At 41.0% G+C, this 18,342-nt stretch carries 16 protein-coding genes; 13 read left to right on the plus strand and 3 right to left on the minus strand.

Features of this window, described 5'->3' with window-relative positions:
- The 8 genes from mraY to ftsZ all read left to right on the plus strand — a co-directional run bounded on the left by mraY (window position 1) and on the right by ftsZ (window position 10,041).
- A complete protein-coding gene (mraY, locus tag R8N23_RS06685; protein ID WP_318170797.1) occupies window positions 1-1,215 on the plus strand; it encodes a phospho-N-acetylmuramoyl-pentapeptide-transferase in 1,215 nt (404 codons plus the stop codon).
- Window positions 1,216-2,592 carry a UDP-N-acetylmuramoyl-L-alanine--D-glutamate ligase gene (gene murD, locus R8N23_RS06690; protein ID WP_318170798.1) on the plus strand — a complete coding sequence of 459 codons (1,377 nt, stop codon included), beginning with the start codon at window positions 1,216-1,218 and terminating at the stop codon, window positions 2,590-2,592. It abuts the gene before it with no gap.
- Window positions 2,589-3,752 carry an FtsW/RodA/SpoVE family cell cycle protein gene (locus R8N23_RS06695; protein WP_318170799.1) on the plus strand — a complete coding sequence of 388 codons (1,164 nt, stop codon included), beginning with the start codon at window positions 2,589-2,591 and terminating at the stop codon, window positions 3,750-3,752. Before murD ends, R8N23_RS06695 begins: the two co-directional genes overlap by 4 nt.
- Window positions 3,753-4,862 (plus strand): undecaprenyldiphospho-muramoylpentapeptide beta-N-acetylglucosaminyltransferase, encoded by a 1,110-nt coding sequence (gene murG / locus R8N23_RS06700; protein WP_318170800.1) that lies wholly within the window; start codon window positions 3,753-3,755, stop codon window positions 4,860-4,862.
- Window positions 4,859-6,241, plus strand: a complete 1,383-nt coding sequence (murC, locus tag R8N23_RS06705; RefSeq protein ID WP_318170801.1) for a UDP-N-acetylmuramate--L-alanine ligase — start codon at window positions 4,859-4,861, stop codon at window positions 6,239-6,241. The genes murG and murC overlap by 4 nt, the downstream gene beginning before the upstream one ends.
- Window positions 6,238-7,002 (plus strand): cell division protein FtsQ, encoded by a 765-nt coding sequence (locus R8N23_RS06710; protein WP_318170802.1) that lies wholly within the window; start codon window positions 6,238-6,240, stop codon window positions 7,000-7,002. Before murC ends, R8N23_RS06710 begins: the two co-directional genes overlap by 4 nt.
- An 8-nt stretch (window positions 7,003-7,010) precedes the next feature.
- Window positions 7,011-8,321: a cell division protein FtsA gene (ftsA, locus tag R8N23_RS06715; protein WP_318170803.1), complete on the plus strand. Its 1,311-nt coding sequence runs from the start codon at window positions 7,011-7,013 to the stop codon at window positions 8,319-8,321.
- Between the two features lie 175 nt (window positions 8,322-8,496).
- The gene (gene ftsZ, locus R8N23_RS06720) at window positions 8,497-10,041 is read left to right on the plus strand and encodes a cell division protein FtsZ (protein ID WP_318170804.1); all 1,545 of its coding nucleotides are present in this window, start codon (window positions 8,497-8,499) and stop codon (window positions 10,039-10,041) included.
- A 105-nt stretch (window positions 10,042-10,146) separates the two neighbouring features.
- On the opposite strand, the gene R8N23_RS06725 is transcribed toward ftsZ, so the two are convergent.
- The 3 genes from R8N23_RS06725 to R8N23_RS06735 all read right to left on the minus strand — a co-directional run bounded on the left by R8N23_RS06725 (window position 10,147) and on the right by R8N23_RS06735 (window position 12,538).
- Window positions 10,147-10,668: an NAD(P)H-dependent oxidoreductase gene (locus R8N23_RS06725; protein ID WP_318170805.1), complete on the minus strand. Its 522-nt coding sequence runs from the start codon at window positions 10,666-10,668 to the stop codon at window positions 10,147-10,149.
- Window positions 10,669-11,033: 365 nt separating this feature from the next.
- Window positions 11,034-11,906: a succinate--CoA ligase subunit alpha gene (gene sucD / locus R8N23_RS06730; protein WP_318170806.1), complete on the minus strand. Its 873-nt coding sequence runs from the start codon at window positions 11,904-11,906 to the stop codon at window positions 11,034-11,036.
- Window positions 11,907-12,043: 137 nt separating this feature from the next.
- Window positions 12,044-12,538, minus strand: a complete 495-nt coding sequence (locus tag R8N23_RS06735) for an HAD-IIIA family hydrolase (RefSeq protein ID WP_318170807.1) — start codon at window positions 12,536-12,538, stop codon at window positions 12,044-12,046.
- Window positions 12,539-12,775: 237 nt separating this feature from the next.
- Here R8N23_RS06735 and R8N23_RS06740 point away from each other — a divergent pair, with 237 nt between their 5' ends.
- From R8N23_RS06740 to R8N23_RS06760, 5 genes are all read left to right on the plus strand, one after another.
- The gene (locus R8N23_RS06740; protein ID WP_318170808.1) at window positions 12,776-14,074 is read left to right on the plus strand and encodes a sugar MFS transporter; all 1,299 of its coding nucleotides are present in this window, start codon (window positions 12,776-12,778) and stop codon (window positions 14,072-14,074) included.
- A gap of 161 nt (window positions 14,075-14,235) precedes the next feature.
- Complete coding sequence (locus R8N23_RS06745) at window positions 14,236-16,296, plus strand: M13 family metallopeptidase (RefSeq protein ID WP_318170809.1); 2,061 nt, start codon at window positions 14,236-14,238, stop codon at window positions 16,294-16,296.
- Window positions 16,297-16,345: 49 nt separating this feature from the next.
- Window positions 16,346-16,477 (plus strand): 30S ribosomal protein THX, encoded by a 132-nt coding sequence (locus R8N23_RS06750; RefSeq protein WP_318170810.1) that lies wholly within the window; start codon window positions 16,346-16,348, stop codon window positions 16,475-16,477.
- A 91-nt stretch (window positions 16,478-16,568) separates the two neighbouring features.
- Window positions 16,569-17,234 (plus strand): porin family protein, encoded by a 666-nt coding sequence (locus R8N23_RS06755; protein WP_318170811.1) that lies wholly within the window; start codon window positions 16,569-16,571, stop codon window positions 17,232-17,234.
- 55 nt (window positions 17,235-17,289) lie between these two features.
- Window positions 17,290-18,342: an alkane 1-monooxygenase gene (locus R8N23_RS06760; RefSeq protein WP_318170812.1), complete on the plus strand. Its 1,053-nt coding sequence runs from the start codon at window positions 17,290-17,292 to the stop codon at window positions 18,340-18,342.

Raw genomic sequence — 18,342 nt, forward strand, 5'->3', positions numbered from 1 at the left:
ATGCTATATTATTTATTCGAATATTTAGATCAACAATTCAACCTCGCTGGAGCTGGTGTATTTCAATACATCTCCTTTCGTGCTGGTCTAGGTATAGCCTTTTCGCTACTCATTACCATTTTCTTCGGCAAGCACTTTATTAAAATGCTCCAAAAGCAGCAAATGGGTGAATCCATCAGAGATCTGGGGCTTGAAGGTCAAATGGAGAAAAAAGGTACGCCTACCATGGGTGGTATCATTATTATCAGTGCCATCGTCATCCCAACCTTGTTGGTAGCCAAGTTGGATAATATCTATGTGATCCTTTTGCTAGTAACTACCCTTTGGATGGGGTTGATAGGATTTTTGGATGATTATCTAAAGATCAAAAAGAAAAACAAAGAAGGCCTTTCTGGAAAATTCAAAATTGTAGGGCAAGTAGGTATCGGCCTAATTGTGGGAATCGTAATGGTAACTCACCAGGATATTGTCGTTCGCGATTTTAGTGACTCGGATCAAACGGTGCAAACCACTATTGTGGAATCGCAAGATTATCAGGATGTAAAAAGTACCATCACAACTATTCCGTTTGTCAAGAATAATGAGTTCAACTACAAATGGTTGTTGCCTGACTTCTTGGAGGATTATACCAACATTTTATACATCATCGCAGTCATCTTTATTGTGACTTCTGTTTCTAACGGAGCCAATATCACGGATGGGTTAGATGGGCTGGCAGCAGGCACATCGGCCATTATTGGTATTACGTTGGCTATTCTGGCCTACGTATCTGGTAATCTCATTTTTGCAGAATACCTCAACATCATGTACATCCCTGGTTCTGGGGAACTAGTAATATTCTGTACTGCTTTTGTGGGGGCTTGTATCGGATTTCTGTGGTACAATTCTTATCCAGCGCAAGTATTTATGGGTGACACCGGAAGTCTTTCTATTGGTGGAGTGATTGCTGTTTTGGCTTTGGTGGTTAGAAAAGAATTATTGATTCCGGTATTGTGCGGAATCTTCGTGGTAGAAAACTTATCTGTCATTATTCAGGTGAGCTATTTCAAATACACCAAAAAGAAATATGGTGAGGGCAGAAGAGTATTCCTGATGTCACCACTGCATCATCATTACCAAAAGAAGGGTGTGCACGAAACTAAAATCGTAACTCGATTCTGGACGACAGGAATTCTGTTGGCCATTCTTACACTAGTGACTTTGAAACTGAGATAATTGAAAGCAAATAAAAACCATAGCGTAGCAATATTAGGCAGCGGCGAAAGTGGCATGGGAGCATTGCGTCTGGCTACCAAGCATGGTTTGAAGACATTTCTATCAGATTCAAAAACGATTCCTGTTCAAAAACAAAGACTGATAGAGTCCTTGGGTGCCAGTTTCGAAGAGGGAGCGCATACTTTAGATGAGTTGTTGAAATACGATGAGATCATCAAGAGTCCAGGCATTCCTGAAACTGCAACAGTTATTGTGGAGCTCAAAAAGGCAGGAAAGGCTATTATCTCAGAAATAGAATTTGCGAGTAGATATACAGAGGCAAAAATTATTGGGATTACCGGTTCTAATGGTAAAACCACTACAACCCTTTTAACCACACATATTTTAAAAGAAGCAGGCTTGAATGTAGCCAGTGCTGGGAATGTGGGCAATAGCTTCTCTGATTTGTTGGTGGATGAAAATCCAGACGTAATCGTCTTGGAACTAAGCAGTTTTCAGCTAGACGGAGTTATCAATTTCAATCCTGATATAGCTGTGATACTGAATATCACTCCAGATCATTTAGATCGCTATGATCACGACATGGAATTGTATGCAGATGCCAAATGGCGTTTGGTTCAAAATATGAAAAAAGGTGCTCATTTCATTTTCAATGCTGATGATGAGATGATTACCAAACGGGTAGATCGAAATGATTTGTCCTGCGACAAAATTCAAATTACCACTAGATCAAAAACCAGTAACGGAGCATATTTCCTCGAAGGCTATTTGATTTTTGATTGTGAAAAACTAATTCAAATTGTGCCTATCGAGGACTTACCGCTCTTGGGTCGTCACAATCAATACAACCAAATGGCGGCGGTTTTAGCTGCTATTCAACTTGAAGTGCCTTTTAGCGATATCATGAAAGGGTTGTCAACTTTCCAAAATGCACCTCATCGCATGGAGTTGGTGGGTTATATCCAGGACATTCCTTATATCAATGATTCTAAAGCTACCAATGTAGACGCGGTTTACTACGCATTAGATGCGATGACCAAACCTGTAGTTTGGATTGCTGGAGGAGTCAACAAAGGCAATGACTATGAGCAGATCAAAACTTTGGTGAAAAACAAAGTGAATACACTGATTTGCTTGGGTACCGATAATGCCCATCTGGTGAATGAATTTAAAAATGATGTCACCATTCTCATTGAAGTAAAGAGTGCAGAAGAAGCAGTAACCAGAGCAAATGAGTTGGTTCAGCCAGGTGAAGTGGTATTGTTATCCCCTGCTTGTGCCAGCTTCGACCTGTTCAACAACTATGAGCATCGAGGGGATTTATTCAGAGAGGAAGTTTTGAAATTGAAAAAAATTAAGGAGGTAGTTAAGGCATGATCAAGGATTGGACACATAGAAACCTACATGGAGATCCAGTGATTTGGTTCATCGTGATTGCTCTATCTGCGCTCAGTATTTTGGTGGTATATAGTGCGACTGGCACATTGGCTTACAACCAAATGGAAGGCAATACCGAACATTATCTGTTCAAACATACCTCATTGGTACTATTGAGCTGGTTTGCGATGTGGGTGGCACACAAGATCGATTATAGATATTATGCTAAGCTCTCGAAATTGGCCCTATACGTATCTGTTCCTTTACTGTTTATCACCTGGAAGTTTGGAGTAAACATCAACGAAGCATCTCGCTGGATTACAGTGCCATTTATCAATCAGGCCTTTCAGCCTTCAGATTTAGCCAATTTTGCGCTGATTGTAACGCTGGCTTCTATGCTAGCTAAGCGTCAAGGAAATATAGACAACATCAAAGAGTCGTTGATTCCGATGTTGTTGTGGATAGGGTTGATCTGTGGATTGATCGCCATGACCAACCTATCTAGTGCAGCCCTGATCTTCGTGACTTGTATGGTTGTTATGTTTATTGGTCGTGTGCCAGTCAAGTACCTGGCCATGTTGGTGCTTGTAGGTGCCATTGCAGGAGCGGCCGCCTTGGCCATTGGTCAGCGTGCTGGTACGGCTATCAGCAGAATCGAATCATTCATGTCAGACGATGATATTCCATTTCAAGCTGAACAGTCATTTATTGCTATTGCCAATGGAGGTACCGTACGATTTGCTCCAGGCAAAAGCCAACAGAAGAATTTTTTACCCCATCCTTATTCTGATTTTATCTATGCCATCATCATAGAGGAGTATGGTTTAGTAGGCGGAGTGGTGGTTTTGTTTTTATATCTCGCTTTACTGTATAGAGGCACAAGAGTAGTTGCTCTTAGCGAGCGGACCTATGGAGGTTTGCTTTCAGCCGGACTCAGCTTTGCGCTGGTCATGCAGGCCATGGTTAATATGGCTGTGGCAGTTGGTTTAGTACCAATTACAGGATTGACTTTACCACTGGTGAGTATGGGGGGTACATCTCAGCTATTTGTAGGAGTGGCTATTGGTATTATTCTCAGTGTGAGCAGAGGAGAGATAGAAGAAATGGGGACGTCAAGTTCAAATGAATATAGAAAAGATTCAGAAGCAGCATTAGCATAAATGAAGGAGCAGAAAACATATCGTTTGATGATCAGTGGAGGAGGAACCGGAGGGCATATTTACCCTGCGATTGCAATCGCTCATGCTTTTAAAGAAATCCATTCGGATACTGAAATCCTTTTTGTCGGAGCGAAAGGCCGTATGGAAATGGAGAAGGTACCGGAGGCTGGATATGATATTGTAGGGTTGTGGATCAGCGGATTGCAGAGAAGCTTGTCATTAAGCAATTTATCCTTTCCTTTCAAGGTGCTTTCTAGCGTTTGGAAATCTTTTGCTTTGCTTAGAAAATTCAAACCGGATGTAGTAGTTGGTGTAGGTGGCTATGCCAGCGGACCGTTGCTTTTTGCGGCTAATAAAAAAGGAATACCAACATTAATCCAGGAACAAAACTCTTATCCTGGAATAACAAATAAACTGTTGGCTGGTAAGGCTAATAAAATTTGTGTGGCTTATCCAGACATGGATAGGTTTTTTGATAAGAGAAAGATTATTGAAACTGGCAACCCTGTTAGAACAGATATCATGAATGCTGACCAAGTGAGACTGGAGGGGCTTTCTCATTTCGGTTTTAGAAGTGATAAGAAAACGGTATTGATTATTGGGGGAAGTCTCGGGGCTCGTACGATCAACAATACATTGGCAGAAGGAGTGGAGAGACTATTGGCTGAGGATGTACAAGTTCTTTGGCAAACTGGCAAATTCTACTTCGAAGAGATGAAAGAGCGTACCGCTCATATCGATTCGGAGAAGTTGAGAGTTGTACCCTTTATCAAAGAAATGGACCGGGCCTATGGAGCTGCAGATGTAGTCATTTCTAGAGCAGGAGCATTGTCTATCTCTGAGCTTTGTTTGGTAGGCAAGCCGGTTTTGTTTGTGCCTTCTCCAAATGTATCTGAGGATCACCAAACCAAAAATGCATTGGCGTTAGTAAGTCGTGAGGCGGCAGAAATGATTCACGACGAAGACGCAGGAGAGCACCTGATCAGCGAGACTCTGAAGTTGCTTAGCAATGAGCAGCAGCAAAAGAACCTAAGTGCCAACATTAAAGAAATGGCAAAACCCAATGCCGCAAAAGATATTGCTCATGAAATAATCACTTTGATCCAATGAAGCTAGAGCACATACATAGCGTCTATTTTATTGGGATCGGAGGAATCGGTATGAGTGCCTTGGCACGATGGTTTCAAGCGAATGGTTTTGCTGTGACTGGTTATGACAAAACGTCTACGGTTTTAACTGAAAAGCTGATCGAAGAGGGTATTGCCATACACTTTGAAGACAATGTCAATTTGATACCTGAAAAGGTAAAAAATGAAAAAGAGGGTGCGTTGATTATCTATACGCCAGCTGTTCCCAAAGAATTGGGTGAGTATCAATTTTTCATTGAAAATGGATATGAGCTATACAAGAGATCTCAAGTTCTAGGCATGCTCACGGAGTCGAAGTTTACGATTGCGGTGGCTGGGACACATGGCAAGACGACCACATCTTCGATGATCGCTCATTTGCTAAAATCAGCAGGTGTAGACTGCTCAGCATTCGTAGGTGGCATCATGACCAACTATGATTCTAATCTTTTGATTGGTACCAATAATGATGTGATGGTAGTAGAGGCCGATGAGTTTGATCGCTCGTTTTTAACACTGCATCCAGATGTGGCCATTATTACAGCGACTGATGCAGATCATTTAGATATCTATGGTTCAAAAGATTCTTTGAAGGATTCATTCAATGCCTTCATTAAAAACATTAAAGCCAATGGAAAGCTATTTATTGAGGAAAAGGTAGCACACGAATTGGAACTCAATCCCAATGGAAACATTGGGGTTGAAACTTATGGATTGCAGGGTGGAGACATTACAGTTGACCACCTAAATATTGCCGATGCCAAATTCAATTTTGGTTATAAAAGTGAAGATCGCAACATCCAAGGTTTCGAACTGGCGCTACCTGGCTATCACAATGTATCCAATGCGATTGCAGCGCTAGCCTCGGTGAGTGGGTCTGTGAAAAACGACGGTGCTTTGATAGAAGGACTCAACTCCTACCGAGGGGTGAAGCGCAGATTCGAATACATCATCAATGCTGATGATTTGGTGTTTATCGATGATTATGCACATCATCCGGAAGAGATCAGAGCCCTATTGAAATCAGTAAAGGCGCTCTATCCAAACAAAAAGATCACGACCATTTTTCAGCCGCATTTGTTCACTCGTACCCGTGATTTTGTAGATGGTTTTGCCGAGAGCCTCTCCATGGCTGATGAGGTGATTTTGTTGGATATCTACCCGGCCAGAGAGCTGCCTATTGAAGGTGTGTCTTCGGATATGATCAAAGAGAAAATGACTCTTAAGAATGTGGAAAGGTATGTCAAGGATGATGTACTGGCTTACTTCGAGAGTCAAAAACCAGAAGTTTTATTGACAGTCGGCGCTGGAAATATTGACACATTAGTTTCACCCATTAAACACCTGTTGGAAAAGAAATGAAATGGCTGATTCACATATGGAAGACCTTTAAAATTGGCTTGGTGCTTTTCGGTTTGGCAATCATTATTGGATTTACCAATTCTCGTCAAAACGATCGCTACATCAATGATGTGCACATATTGATTGATAATCAGTTCGAAAACTATTTTATCAATCAAGAGGATGTATTGGGCTTGATTAACGATCGAGGCAAAGATTACTTATTGAGTAGTGATTTTGGTAGCCTTAATCTGAAGGAACTAGAGCACCGAATCGAGTCACATCAGTTTGTGAACGACGCACAAGCCTACATCGACCTGGAAGGGAATATGTCTATTGAGGTTACTCAAAACCGCCCAATTGCCAGAGTGATAGTCAACAATGGCCCTGATTATTACATAGGAGTGGAGGGAGATATTTTACCGGAATCAGATCACTACACGGCTAGAGTGGTTTTGATGCATTTGGCTAAGGATCATTGGGTGAATGAAGAAAATATAAAGAATTCTCAGCAAGGGTTGGAAATTTTTGAACTTCTGAAATTTATCAGTCAGGATAAATTTTGGAGCGCCCAAATCTCCGCTATCCGAGTGGAAAAGAATCAGGAAGTAGTCTTAGAACCACAGGTAACTAAGCAAGAAATTATCTTCGGAAGACCTGAAGACATCGAAAAGAAATTTAGAAAACTAATGACCTTCTATAAGCAAATTCTACCCTACAAGGGCTGGAACACTTATGCGTCGGTCAACCTCAAATTCAAGAATCAAATCGTCTGTAAATGATAAATGGTATGGAAACAAATGAAATCATTGTAGGTCTCGACATCGGTACAACTAAAATTTGTGCGATTGTTGGACGTAAAAACGAGTTCGGTAAACTCGAAGTACTTGGTATGGGTAAGTCAGTGTCTGACGGAGTGATCCGCGGCATTGTGACCAATATCGACAAAACTATTAATGCGATTAAGAAAGCTGTCGCAGAAGCTGAGGAGCAGTCTGGTATCGACATTCGCGTGGTGAATGTGGGTATCGCAGGTCAGCATATCAAGAGCTCTGTGCATCATGGGTCTATCATCAGACATTCATCGGATGATGAGATTACCATCGAAGATGTAAACCGATTGACCAATGACATGTATAAGATCGTGATTCCTCCTGGGAGCGAGATCATTCATGTGATGCCGCAGGACTACATCGTGGATTATGAAGAAGGGATTAAAGATCCGGTGGGCATGTCTGGCGTTCGCTTGGAAGCAGACTTCCATGTGATCACTGCCCAGACCAATGCGATTCAAAACATCAACAAATGTGTACGAAGAGCAGGTTTGGAAATTGATAACTTAATTCTTGAGCCTTTAGCATCGAGCCTTTCTGTGCTTAGCGACGAAGAAAAAGAAGCCGGCGTATGCTTGGTGGATATTGGAGGCGGTACTACAGACATCGCCATCTTCCATGAAAACATCATCCGTCATACCTCTGTGATACCATTCGGAGGTAATATCATCACATCAGACATCAAAGATGGCTGTAATGTGTTGAATCATCAGGCGGAAATATTGAAAACCAAATTTGGTCAGGCGTTGGCTGAAATGGCGAATGAAAATGAGGTGGTTTCTATTCCAGGATTGAAAAACAGAGACCCGAAAGAGATTTCTGTAAAGAATTTGGCGAGAGTAATCGAAGCCAGAATGGAAGAAATCATCGAGATGGTTCATACCAAAATCATAACGAGTGGCTATGAAAACAGACTAGCAGGAGGAATTGTGATCACAGGTGGTGGTTCGCAGTTGGTGTCTATCAAACAGTTGTTTGAATACATGACTGGACTAGATGCTCGAGTAGGCTTCCCTAATGAACATTTAGGCAAGAGTAAAGTAGAAACTATCAAGAGCCCAATGTTCGCAACTTCTGTTGGATTGGTGCTTTGTGGATTTAAAGCTCTGGACGACAGAGACAACAGATACTTCCTGGAGGATTCTGTAGTGAAAGATTATGATAAGAGAAAAAAGCCTTCTGGTGGCTCTGATAACATCTTGAAAAAGATTTTGGAGAAAACAAAAGGCATATTAATAGACGACTTTGAGGACGGTTCAGCTCGATAATAGGAACCGAAATCACTTGTCATTTCGAGTGAATACGAGAAATCTCAATGAAGTTAAAAAGTGACATTAAGATTTCTCAGCAGAGCTTCGAAATGCCAAAGAATAATAAAGAAAATAAACAATAAAGTAGGTAGTCGCTTGTCGACTATTTCAAACAGATTAAACAAAACACATCATGACAGAAAGTAGTTTTAAATTTGATTTGCCTACACACCACAAATCGATCATCAAGGTGATCGGTGTAGGCGGAGGCGGTAGTAATGCCGTCAACCACATGTATAATCAGGGTATTACCGGTGTAGAATTCATCGTGTGCAATACGGATGCTCAAGCCCTGAATACCAGTCCAATTCCAAACAAGCTCCAGATCGGAGTAAACTTGACGGAAGGCCTGGGAGCTGGCGCCAATCCTGAACAAGGAAAGAATGCAGCTCTAGAAAACAAAGAAGAAATTAGAAACATGCTTAGCGAAGACACCAAAATGGTGTTTGTAACCGCTGGTATGGGTGGTGGTACCGGTACAGGTGCAGCTCCGGTCATCGCTCAAGTGGCTAAAGAGTTAGGCATTCTTACAGTAGGTATCGTGACGGTTCCTTTCAAGTTCGAAGGAAAGAAAAAAATGCGTCAAGCGATGGAAGGCGTGGATTCATTAAAAGCCAACTGCGATACAGTGCTGATGATTCTCAATGATAAATTGACAGAAGCATTCGGTAGCTTGTCTGTGAATCAGGCTTTTGCGCAAGCGGATAATGTATTGACTACCGCTGCCAAAGGTATTGCTGAGATTATTACCGTTCCTGGCTATGTAAACGTCGATTTTGAAGATGTTAAAACCGTAATGAAAGACTCTGGTGGAGCCGTAATGGGATCTGCGGAGACTTCTGGTGAAAGTAGAGCCAGAAGAGCGGCGGAGGAAGCTATCAATTCTCCACTATTGAATAATCAAAATATCGAAGGAGCTGAGAAAATCTTGCTTTCTATCATCTCAGGGGATCAGGCCGAACTCCAAATGGACGAGTTGACTGAAATCACGGACTTTATGCAAGAATTGGCTGGTGATGATGCGGAAGTGATCTTTGGTCACGGTGTTGATCCTGAATTGGGCGATAGCATTCGAGTAACGATCATCGCTACTGGGTTCGAAAATGAAGCTGATGAAATGTCTGCTTCAACCAATCAAGTAAATAGATTGTCTGAAGAGCCGTCTAGAAAGGTTTTCGACCTTGAGAAAGATGTTCAGACCAGCTTGTTTACCAGTGAGCCTCAGGAAGTAAAAGAGGATACTTTCGAAGAAGATTTTCAGTTGAAAATGAAATCTTTTTCATTCGAAAAACCGGAAAGAGCTCAAGAATCAGAGCCTAAAGCGGTAGAAGAGGAAGATCCATTCGAAATCGAAATGAGACAATTGTTCGAAGAATCGAAAAATGTATCTTATGATGAGCCGTTGGAAGAATTGGATGGTATGGCTCACCCGCCTTCCAAAAAAATACTTCTTATGGAACAGTCGGAAGAAAGACGTCGTCGCTTAGATGGCATCAATAATGATGAATCCATAGATGCGAATAGCTACAAAGAAAAATTCGATGTACCTGCTTATCAGCGTAAAAAGGTCAATTTGAAAAATGTGCCTGCTTCATCTGAAAGCTTAGTATCCAAATACAATTTGGACGATGAGAGCCAGTTGGGCAACAATAAATTTTTACACGATAGACCGGATTGATTTGTTTGTCATTTCGAGCCAAAGCGAGAAATCTCATTAGCCTTAAAAAGAAAATTAAGATTTCTCCTCACGTCGAAAAGACAAATAGAATGTTAGATTTCAATACTAAAAGTCTAATAATTTATCCACTTGCTCTTCGAGCAGGCTGTGATACAATTCTGAAAGATTATTTTCTGTCAAATTTTCTTCTATGCGGGATAGTTTGGGCTTTTGAGCAAGCACATGCGTCCCGCAATAGTTGAAAATATCTGTTAGGTGGCTCAGGGCCAATCCCGCGCCCTGTACCCCTGACGATATGCCTACCAAAGCGGCCTTCTTGTCTCGAAATGTATGAGGAAAGGCTAACCCGTCAATAAATGCTTTTAAAACACCCGGGAATGAGCCATTGTATTCAGGTACGATAAAGACCATTTTTTCTGCCTTGACCATTTTCTCTCGGAAAACATTGAAGATCTCATTTTTTCCAGATTGATCATAAAGTGCAGTCTCAGTGAAATCAGCAGGTAATTCATCTAAATAAATAACTTCGGTATTTATTTTCTTTTCTTCAAGAATACCTTGATAGATATGCGCTAATTTTTTGGATACTGAATTTTTTCGATTCGTACTGCTAATGATGGTGATCATAGGTCTTCTTTCAATAATTGAGCCGCAAGATAAGGAAGTCTTGATAAATACTATGATTATTCAAATCTCTCAAATTCAAAGTAATGAGATTGAGTTAGTCTGCGATAAACGAATGTAGTAATATCAAAATAAGAGGTGTAGGCCTTAAACTCAAAAGACCCACACTTGACTAAGGCGCGGGTCTTTCTCGAATAATACTTAATATGACTTGCTAACAGTCAACGATACGGTTTCCCCTATCTCCGTATAAAATTTTGTGTAATGAGGTCTTTTGTGGGCAAAAAAATGTTCAAAGAGGAGGAAAAAACAAGAAAGGCCTGAATTTTCAGGCCTTTCTTGTTTTTTATATTGTTTGATCGCTAGAATTAGCTGATCGCTTTTGCGATGGTTTCTCCAATGTCAGCAGGTGATTTTACTACATGAAGACCGCATTCAGCCATTATTTTCATTTTAGCTTCTGCTGTATCGTCAGCTCCACCTATGATAGCACCAGCATGTCCCATTCTTTTACCTTTTGGAGCAGTTTGTCCAGCGATAAAGCCAACTACCGGCTTAGGGTTGCCTTGAGCCTTGATCCAACGAGCAGCCTCAGCTTCGTAGTTTCCTCCGATTTCACCGATCATAACGATAGCATCAGTTTCAGGGTCGTTCATGAGTAACTCAACAGCAGCTTTGGTAGATGTACCAATGATTGGATCACCACCAATGCCGATAGCGGTAGAAATACCCAATCCAGCTTTTACTACTTGGTCAGCAGCTTCGTAAGTCAAAGTACCAGACTTAGAGACGATACCGATTCTTCCTTTTTTGAAAACAAAACCAGGCATGATACCCACCTTAGCTTCTTCAGGAGTAATTACACCAGGACAGTTAGGTCCGATCAATGTTACGTCTTTGTTCTCTAAATATTTTTTAGCAGCTACCATATCCTTCACTGGAATACCCTCTGTGATAGTGATGATAACTGAAATGCCGGCATCAGCAGCTTCCATGATGGCATCAGCAGCAAATGCAGGTGGAACGAAAATAATTGAAACATTAGCACCAGCCTGGTCTACCGCTTCCTTTACCGTATTAAAAACTGGTTTGTCAAGATGTTTTTGACCACCCTTGCCTGGGGTTACACCACCTACCACATTACTTCCGTACTCGATCATCTGCGTTGCGTGAAAGGTACCCTCAGTGCCTGTAAAGCCCTGAACTATGATTTTTGAATCTTTATTTACTAATACGCTCATGCTATTTCAATTTTGGTGCAAAAATAGGATAATATATGGCATAACCAAAGGTTAGGACAGAGTTGACACCTCTGATTAATTAATAATTTGACTTCCTTTTGAGAAGTAGATTTCTTTTTGAACTTATATCCAAAAAATTAAGCCGTTTTGGTATAGGTGACTGACATATATTTATCAATAAACTCCCTGATACAGCCATCTCCTCCGTCTTTTGTGAGTACCATGTCCACATAGGAAATGACTTCATCGGCAGCGTTGGCGGGACAGGCAGAGATCCCCACTTTTTTCATCGCCGGGATGTCGTTCAGGTCATCACCAATGAAAGCGATTTCGCTCATTTCTAAATCTAATTCTTCGCACCATTTGGAGAGAATTTCATCCTTTTCTTCCAGTCCAGTGTAGATATGAGAAATGCCTAACATTTTCCCTCTGGCTTGTATGGCGCCTCCAGAAAAACTATGGCTAACAATTCCTACACGTATGCCTTTTTTAATAAGCATGCGAATACCCAGTCCATCTCTGGCATGAAACTGTTTGAATTGATGGCCTTCTTCGGTTACATTGATTCGCCCGTCGGTCATGGTGCCGTCCACGTCAAGCACGAGCATTTTAATGTTTTCTGTGTTGATCATTATTTGTTTTTTGGTTCACAAATTCTGCACAAAGAAACGAGCATTATTGACAATTCAAACAAATCCTTTATTGCTTTTCAGAGACTAACTAATACGCTTCAGCGAAAAAACAAAAGGTGAGGCTTCATAAAAGTTTTACCGTTTAGAATTATTGCTATATTGGCAAACTCAAAAGAGTGTACGGCCCTCATTTGTAATGAAATGCCGTAATTACTGAAGAATTTATAAACATTGAATATGTCAGAGCAAAAGGGTAGTATGATAGTGCCTATCTCAATTGTCGCAGGATTATTTGCCACTTTGGGATTTGTTACATGGGTGAATGGAGCATTAATTCCTTTTATGAAATCCATTTGTGAATTAACAGATGCAGAGTCCTTTTTGGTTGCCTCGGCTTCTTACATTTCATTTTGTGTGATGGCTTTGCCCGCTTCATTTATTCTTCAGAAAACAGGATATAAAAAAGGTATGTCTTTAGGATTACTGCTTATGGCAGGTGGTGCTTTGGTATTTATTCCTGCAGCCTCTTCAAGAACGTATTTTGTATTCCTAACTGGTATTTTCATACAAGGAGCCGGTATGACTTTATTGCAGACAGCAGTGAATCCTTATATCACGATTTTAGGACCAATGGAAAGTGCTGCCAAAAGAATTTCCATTATGGGGATTTGCAATAAGGCGGCTGGTGCGTTAGGCTCAATTATCTTAGGAACCCTCTTATTATCAGGAATAAAAGAAAAAAATGAATTATTAGCTTCAGTTGGCGAAGCCGAAAAAGAGACATTGTTGAATACAATGGCAGGAGGTATGGTAACACCTTATATCGTTATCGCTAGTGTGCTTGCCTTACTGGCCGTATTGATTAATATGGCACCACTTCCAGATATTGAAGCGCCTGAGTCTGAGGCGACAGATGATTCTGGAGCGGCAAAAACAAGCATCTTCCAATTCCCTCATTTGTGGCTAGGTGTATTGACACTGTTTACTTATGTTGGTGCAGAGGTAATTGCAGGCGATTCAATTATAAAATATGGAATAACCCTGGGTTTAGATAATGCAGAGTTTTTCACCTCCTTTACGCTTGGAGCTATGATATTGACCTATCTATTAGGTGTGGTATTAATTCCAAAATATATCAGTCAGGATACAGCATTGAAGATCAGTGCAGCACTGGGAATTGTGTTTTCGTTGTGTATTTTGTTTACATCCGGCTTCACCTCAGTACTATTCGTGGCTTCATTAGGTATCGCCAATGCGCTGGTATGGCCTGCGGTATGGCCTCTTGCATTGAATGGATTAGGGAAGTTCACTAAAACTGCTTCTGCCTTATTAGTTATGGGCATCTCAGGAGGTGCCATTATTCCTCCTTTATATGGTGCATTAGAAGACGCAAAAAAAGTTGCATTGACTGCGGAAGGGGTTGCAGACGCCGCAGCAACAGCTGCCACTGGAAGTTATTGGATTCTTCTGCCATGTTATGCTGTTATTCTGTTTTATGCATTTTCAGGGCATAAGATTGGCTTGAAGAAAAGCTAAAAGAAATTAATATTAAGAATTTGGGTTAGATGGCCGTCCTGATGGAAGATTGGGGCGGCTTTTTTTGTTGTGTACAGCAAAATTCAACCACTAATGTATTTTTTGACTTGTTCCAATGCAAATTTTCTACCTTGCAGGTTTTGAACTAATTACCTACTAATATGATAAAACTCAAAAATTACTTGCTGGTGGGTGCTATGGCATCTACGGGCTTGTTAGTGAGCTGTGAATCCACACAGGATTCTGCTCAAGAAGAATCAGAAGTTGTAAGTCTCGATCTCAATCTCAGGGATACAACGGTTGCACCAAACAATGACTTTTACAGATATGCCAATGGTGGCTGGCTAGACAAAACAGAAATACCTTCTGACCGATCGGCATGGGGTAGCTTCCATGAATTGTTTGAATATAATGAGAAGGTACTCAGCTTTGTGTTGGAAGAAGCAACCAAAGGAGAGTTGCATGATGAGAACTCGAATGAAATAAAGGCGGCTAACTTCTACGCTTCAGGTATGGACTCTCTAGGAATAGAAGCTCAAGGAGCAAAGCCACTCAAACCAATGTTGGCCCAAATCGATCAGCTTCAGAGCAAAGATGAATTAGGAAACGTACTTTCTTCTTTGCAGAAAATTAGTGTTACGCCTTTGTTTAATATATATGTCGGCATAGACGACAAACAGACGGATAGTTACATCATGAATGTGACTCAATCAGGATTAGGCTTGCCAGATCGTGATTATTATTTCAGAGAGGACCAGACGGGGCAAGACATCATCGCAGGGTATAAAGCCTATATCACTAAGTTGTTTGTTTTGGTGGGAGAGGATTCTGCTGTGGCTGCAACTAAGGCTGAGAACATTTTCGCTTTGGAGTCTAAGCTGGCGAAAAACTCAATGACTCGTCTTGAAAGAAGAAACCCAGAGGCCACTTACAATAAAATATCATTGGCTGAATTGCAGGAGAATAGCAATTGGCTAGACTGGAAGTCATTTTTTGCAGGCATTGGAGTTGAAGAAATCAGCGAAATCAATGTGAATCAATTAGAGTACATCTCACAGTTGTCCGAAGTTGTGGATGGCTCTGCACTGGATGACATCAAAGATTATTTGAAAGTAAGATTTATCAGCCCAAATACAGCTTACCTGTCGAACGACTTTGTAATGGCAGCTTTTGATTTTTACAATAAGCAGTTATCAGGTCAGCAGGAAATGAGACCAAGAGCCAAGCGAATGGTAAACTCTACCAATGGCAATTTGGGAGATGCCTTGAGCAAGTTATATGTAGACGAAGTTTTTCCTCCAGAGGCGAAAGAGAAATGCTTAGAAATGGTGAACAATATCAAAGATGCCATGCACAAGCGAATTGATCAACTGACGTGGATGAGTGAGGAAACTAAGAAAGAAGCGCATACTAAATTGACCAAACTGAAGGTGAAAATTGGATACCCTGATGAGTGGGAAGATTATAGTAGCATTGAAATATCAAAAGATAATTACATTCAAAACAGATGGAATGCAAATGCATTTGATAATCGATTGAACTGGGGCAAACTAGGTCAGCCTATTGATCCCGATGAGTGGCATATGGCCGCTTCAGCAGTGAACGCCTATTACAACCCGCCTGCCAATGAGATTGTATTCCCAGCTGGTATTCTACAGCCTCCTTTTTATAATTACAAAGCAGATGATGCGGTAAATTATGGTGGTATTGGCGCAGTAATTGGTCATGAAATCACTCATGGATTCGACGATAGCGGTCGTAAATATAACCATGAAGGTGAACTGAAAGATTGGTGGACTGAAGATGATGCTGCGGAATTCGAAAGAAGAGCTCAAGTAATGGTCGAGCAGTACGATGGTTTCGAAGTGCAAGACACACTTAATGTGAATGGTAAGTTGACACTTGGGGAGAATATAGCAGACCTTGGCGGTATGCTGATTGCTTATGACGCTTTGCAGATGTATTTTGAAAAGAACGGAAGACCAGGAAAAATAGATGGAATGACTCCAGAACAAAGGTTTTTCATGTCACAGGCTACTTTATGGAGAGGCAAGTATCGGCCTCAACTTGAGCAGCAACTTTTAATTCAGGATACTCACTCACCTGGCAAGTTTAGAGTAAATGGTCCTGTATCTAGTATGACTGAATTCTACGAAGCGTTTGATATTAAGCAGGGAGATCCATTGTGGAGATCCGAAGAAGAGCGAGTTGATATTTGGTAATACTCTGAAAATGGTTTAGATTTTCCTTTACAACAAAACCACGATTAATATGGGTAAAGGAGATGTAAAAACAAGAAAAGGCAAGATAAGCAAAGGGTCTTATGGAGTCAGTCGACCTCATAAAAAGAAGGTTGCCGAGGTTGCCCCGAAAGCAAAGTCTAAGGCCAAGAAGAAAAAATAATCCTGTTCCCGATATCCATCGGGACAGGATTTTTTTTATCCCACTCACAATTCCAATCCATTTTCATAATTTAGCGGTTCGATTGAATCCAATGAAAAAAACTATTTTCTTTTTCTTCCTGATTGTGAGTGTAATGCTGGTTTTTGAAGCGAATGCACAGAGAAAAACCTATGTGGGCTTAAAGGGAGGGTATAATCTTTCCACGGCCTATTTCTTCCACTCATTTTTTGGTTCTGACATCAATACGAAAATGAATGGCGGATTTCAGGGCGGCATCATTGCGATGAATTATATCCGAAATCATATTGGCTTGCAAGCCGAGCTGATCTACACACAAAAAGGATGGACTCAGGAATTTGACGATGGATCGCCCAATCTAGTCACGGATTTAAACTATATCGAATTGCCCTTGTTGGTAAACATCCACACAGGAAAGGAGAAGTTGCACTTCTTTGCCAATGCTGGATGTTTCTTCGAATATTTGGCAAGCTCATCACAGAGCGAAGTGCCGGATTACCAAGCCAATGTCTATGCCTTCGATGAATCCAGAGATCATAAACTGGGCTATGGTTTTAGAGGTGGTGTCGGTGCTTTTTATGATTTTGATTTCGGCACCTTGCTTTTGGAAAGTAGTGTTTCTTATAGTTTGAGTGATCTGCTTGAATTTGAGTCATTAAACTCAGGTATCCCTAATACCTCTAAAAACATTGTGATTGGTTTCTCAGTAGCCTATATGTTCTCCTTCGGCGAATTGTAGGAATCTTCATTTCTCAGCTTTATATTTATGGGTGATACATACAACAACTCACGCTATGAATATTCGATTTCTTAAGTATGCCATTGTCTTTATTATTCCAATAGTTGCCTATTTCTCTATTAATGCATCCGGTTGGTGGACTTTTGGTACTGCGGCATTAGTTTATGTAATGCTCCCCTTGTTTGAGTTCTTTTTTTCGTCAAGCAAAGAAAATTTAGAAAAAGCCGAAGAGGAGTTGGTGGCTAAGGATCGAGTCTATGATTACCTGCTTTATTTGGTAGTCCCAGTTCAATTTGCTCTGTTATATTATTTTGTTTCAGTGATTGGAGTAATGGAAAGCACCAGTTTGGAATTGACTGGAAGAATATTGTCCATGGGGATCACTTGTGGGGCATTGGGGATTAATGTGGCTCACGAGCTGGGACATAGAAAGAGTAACTTTGAACAGTTCCTGGCGAAAGCCCTGTTGTTGACATCGCTCTATATGCATTTCAATATTGAGCATAATAGAGGCCATCACAAAAATGTATCTACGCATGAAGATCCGTCTTCTGCTCGACATGGCGAGTGGGTCTTTTTCTTTTGGTTTCGATCCATGATCATGGGATATATTTCAGCATGGAAAATAGAAGCCGCTCAACTGAAAAAGAAAGGGTTAGGGCCCATTTCCTTTCAGAATGAAATGCTAAGATTTCAAGTGATTCAATTGGCATTCTTAGGATTGATTTATTGGGCGTTCGGATGGTTACCTATGTTGTGCTTTTTAGCGGCAGCGCTAATAGGTATCATTCAGTTAGAAACAGTCAACTATATCGAACATTACGGTTTGAGTCGTAACCAAAAAGAGTCTGGTCAGTATGAGCGAGTGCAGCCATGGCATTCCTGGAATTCAAACCATACGCTAGGCCGATTGTTTCTTTTTGAGCTTTCGAGGCATTCCGATCACCATTATCTGGCCAGCAGGAAATATCAAATATTGAGACATCATGAAGCCAGCCCTCAAATGCCAACAGGCTATCCTGGTATGATGTTACTATCTATGGTTCCGCCATTGTGGTTTTTGGTCATGCACAAGCAAATTGCAAAACTGTCTAGGTCGGAAGCGTAG

This window comes from Reichenbachiella sp. (assembly GCF_033344935.1).
Taxonomy (GTDB): domain Bacteria; phylum Bacteroidota; class Bacteroidia; order Cytophagales; family Cyclobacteriaceae; genus Reichenbachiella.

Excerpts from the sequence above, each read along its gene's own strand:
- murG (WP_318170800.1), top strand. The coding sequence starts at position 3,753 with ATGAAGGAGCAGAAAACATATCGTTTGATGATCAGTGGAGGAGGAACC.
- R8N23_RS06710 (WP_318170802.1), top strand. The coding sequence starts at position 6,238 with ATGAAATGGCTGATTCACATATGGAAGACCTTTAAAATTGGCTTGGTG.
- R8N23_RS06735 (WP_318170807.1), bottom strand. The coding sequence starts at position 12,538 with ATGATCAACACAGAAAACATTAAAATGCTCGTGCTTGACGTGGACGGC.
- ftsA (WP_318170803.1), top strand. The coding sequence starts at position 7,011 with ATGGAAACAAATGAAATCATTGTAGGTCTCGACATCGGTACAACTAAA.
- R8N23_RS06725 (WP_318170805.1), bottom strand. The coding sequence starts at position 10,668 with ATGATCACCATCATTAGCAGTACGAATCGAAAAAATTCAGTATCCAAA.
- R8N23_RS06740 (WP_318170808.1), top strand. The coding sequence starts at position 12,776 with ATGTCAGAGCAAAAGGGTAGTATGATAGTGCCTATCTCAATTGTCGCA.
- R8N23_RS06695 (WP_318170799.1), top strand. The coding sequence starts at position 2,589 with ATGATCAAGGATTGGACACATAGAAACCTACATGGAGATCCAGTGATT.
- R8N23_RS06755 (WP_318170811.1), top strand. The coding sequence starts at position 16,569 with ATGAAAAAAACTATTTTCTTTTTCTTCCTGATTGTGAGTGTAATGCTG.
- R8N23_RS06760 (WP_318170812.1), top strand. The coding sequence starts at position 17,290 with ATGAATATTCGATTTCTTAAGTATGCCATTGTCTTTATTATTCCAATA.
- R8N23_RS06745 (WP_318170809.1), top strand. The coding sequence starts at position 14,236 with ATGATAAAACTCAAAAATTACTTGCTGGTGGGTGCTATGGCATCTACG.
- mraY (WP_318170797.1), top strand. The coding sequence starts at position 1 with ATGCTATATTATTTATTCGAATATTTAGATCAACAATTCAACCTCGCT.
- R8N23_RS06750 (WP_318170810.1), top strand. The coding sequence starts at position 16,346 with ATGGGTAAAGGAGATGTAAAAACAAGAAAAGGCAAGATAAGCAAAGGG.
- ftsZ (WP_318170804.1), top strand. The coding sequence starts at position 8,497 with ATGACAGAAAGTAGTTTTAAATTTGATTTGCCTACACACCACAAATCG.
- sucD (WP_318170806.1), bottom strand. The coding sequence starts at position 11,906 with ATGAGCGTATTAGTAAATAAAGATTCAAAAATCATAGTTCAGGGCTTT.
- murC (WP_318170801.1), top strand. The coding sequence starts at position 4,859 with ATGAAGCTAGAGCACATACATAGCGTCTATTTTATTGGGATCGGAGGA.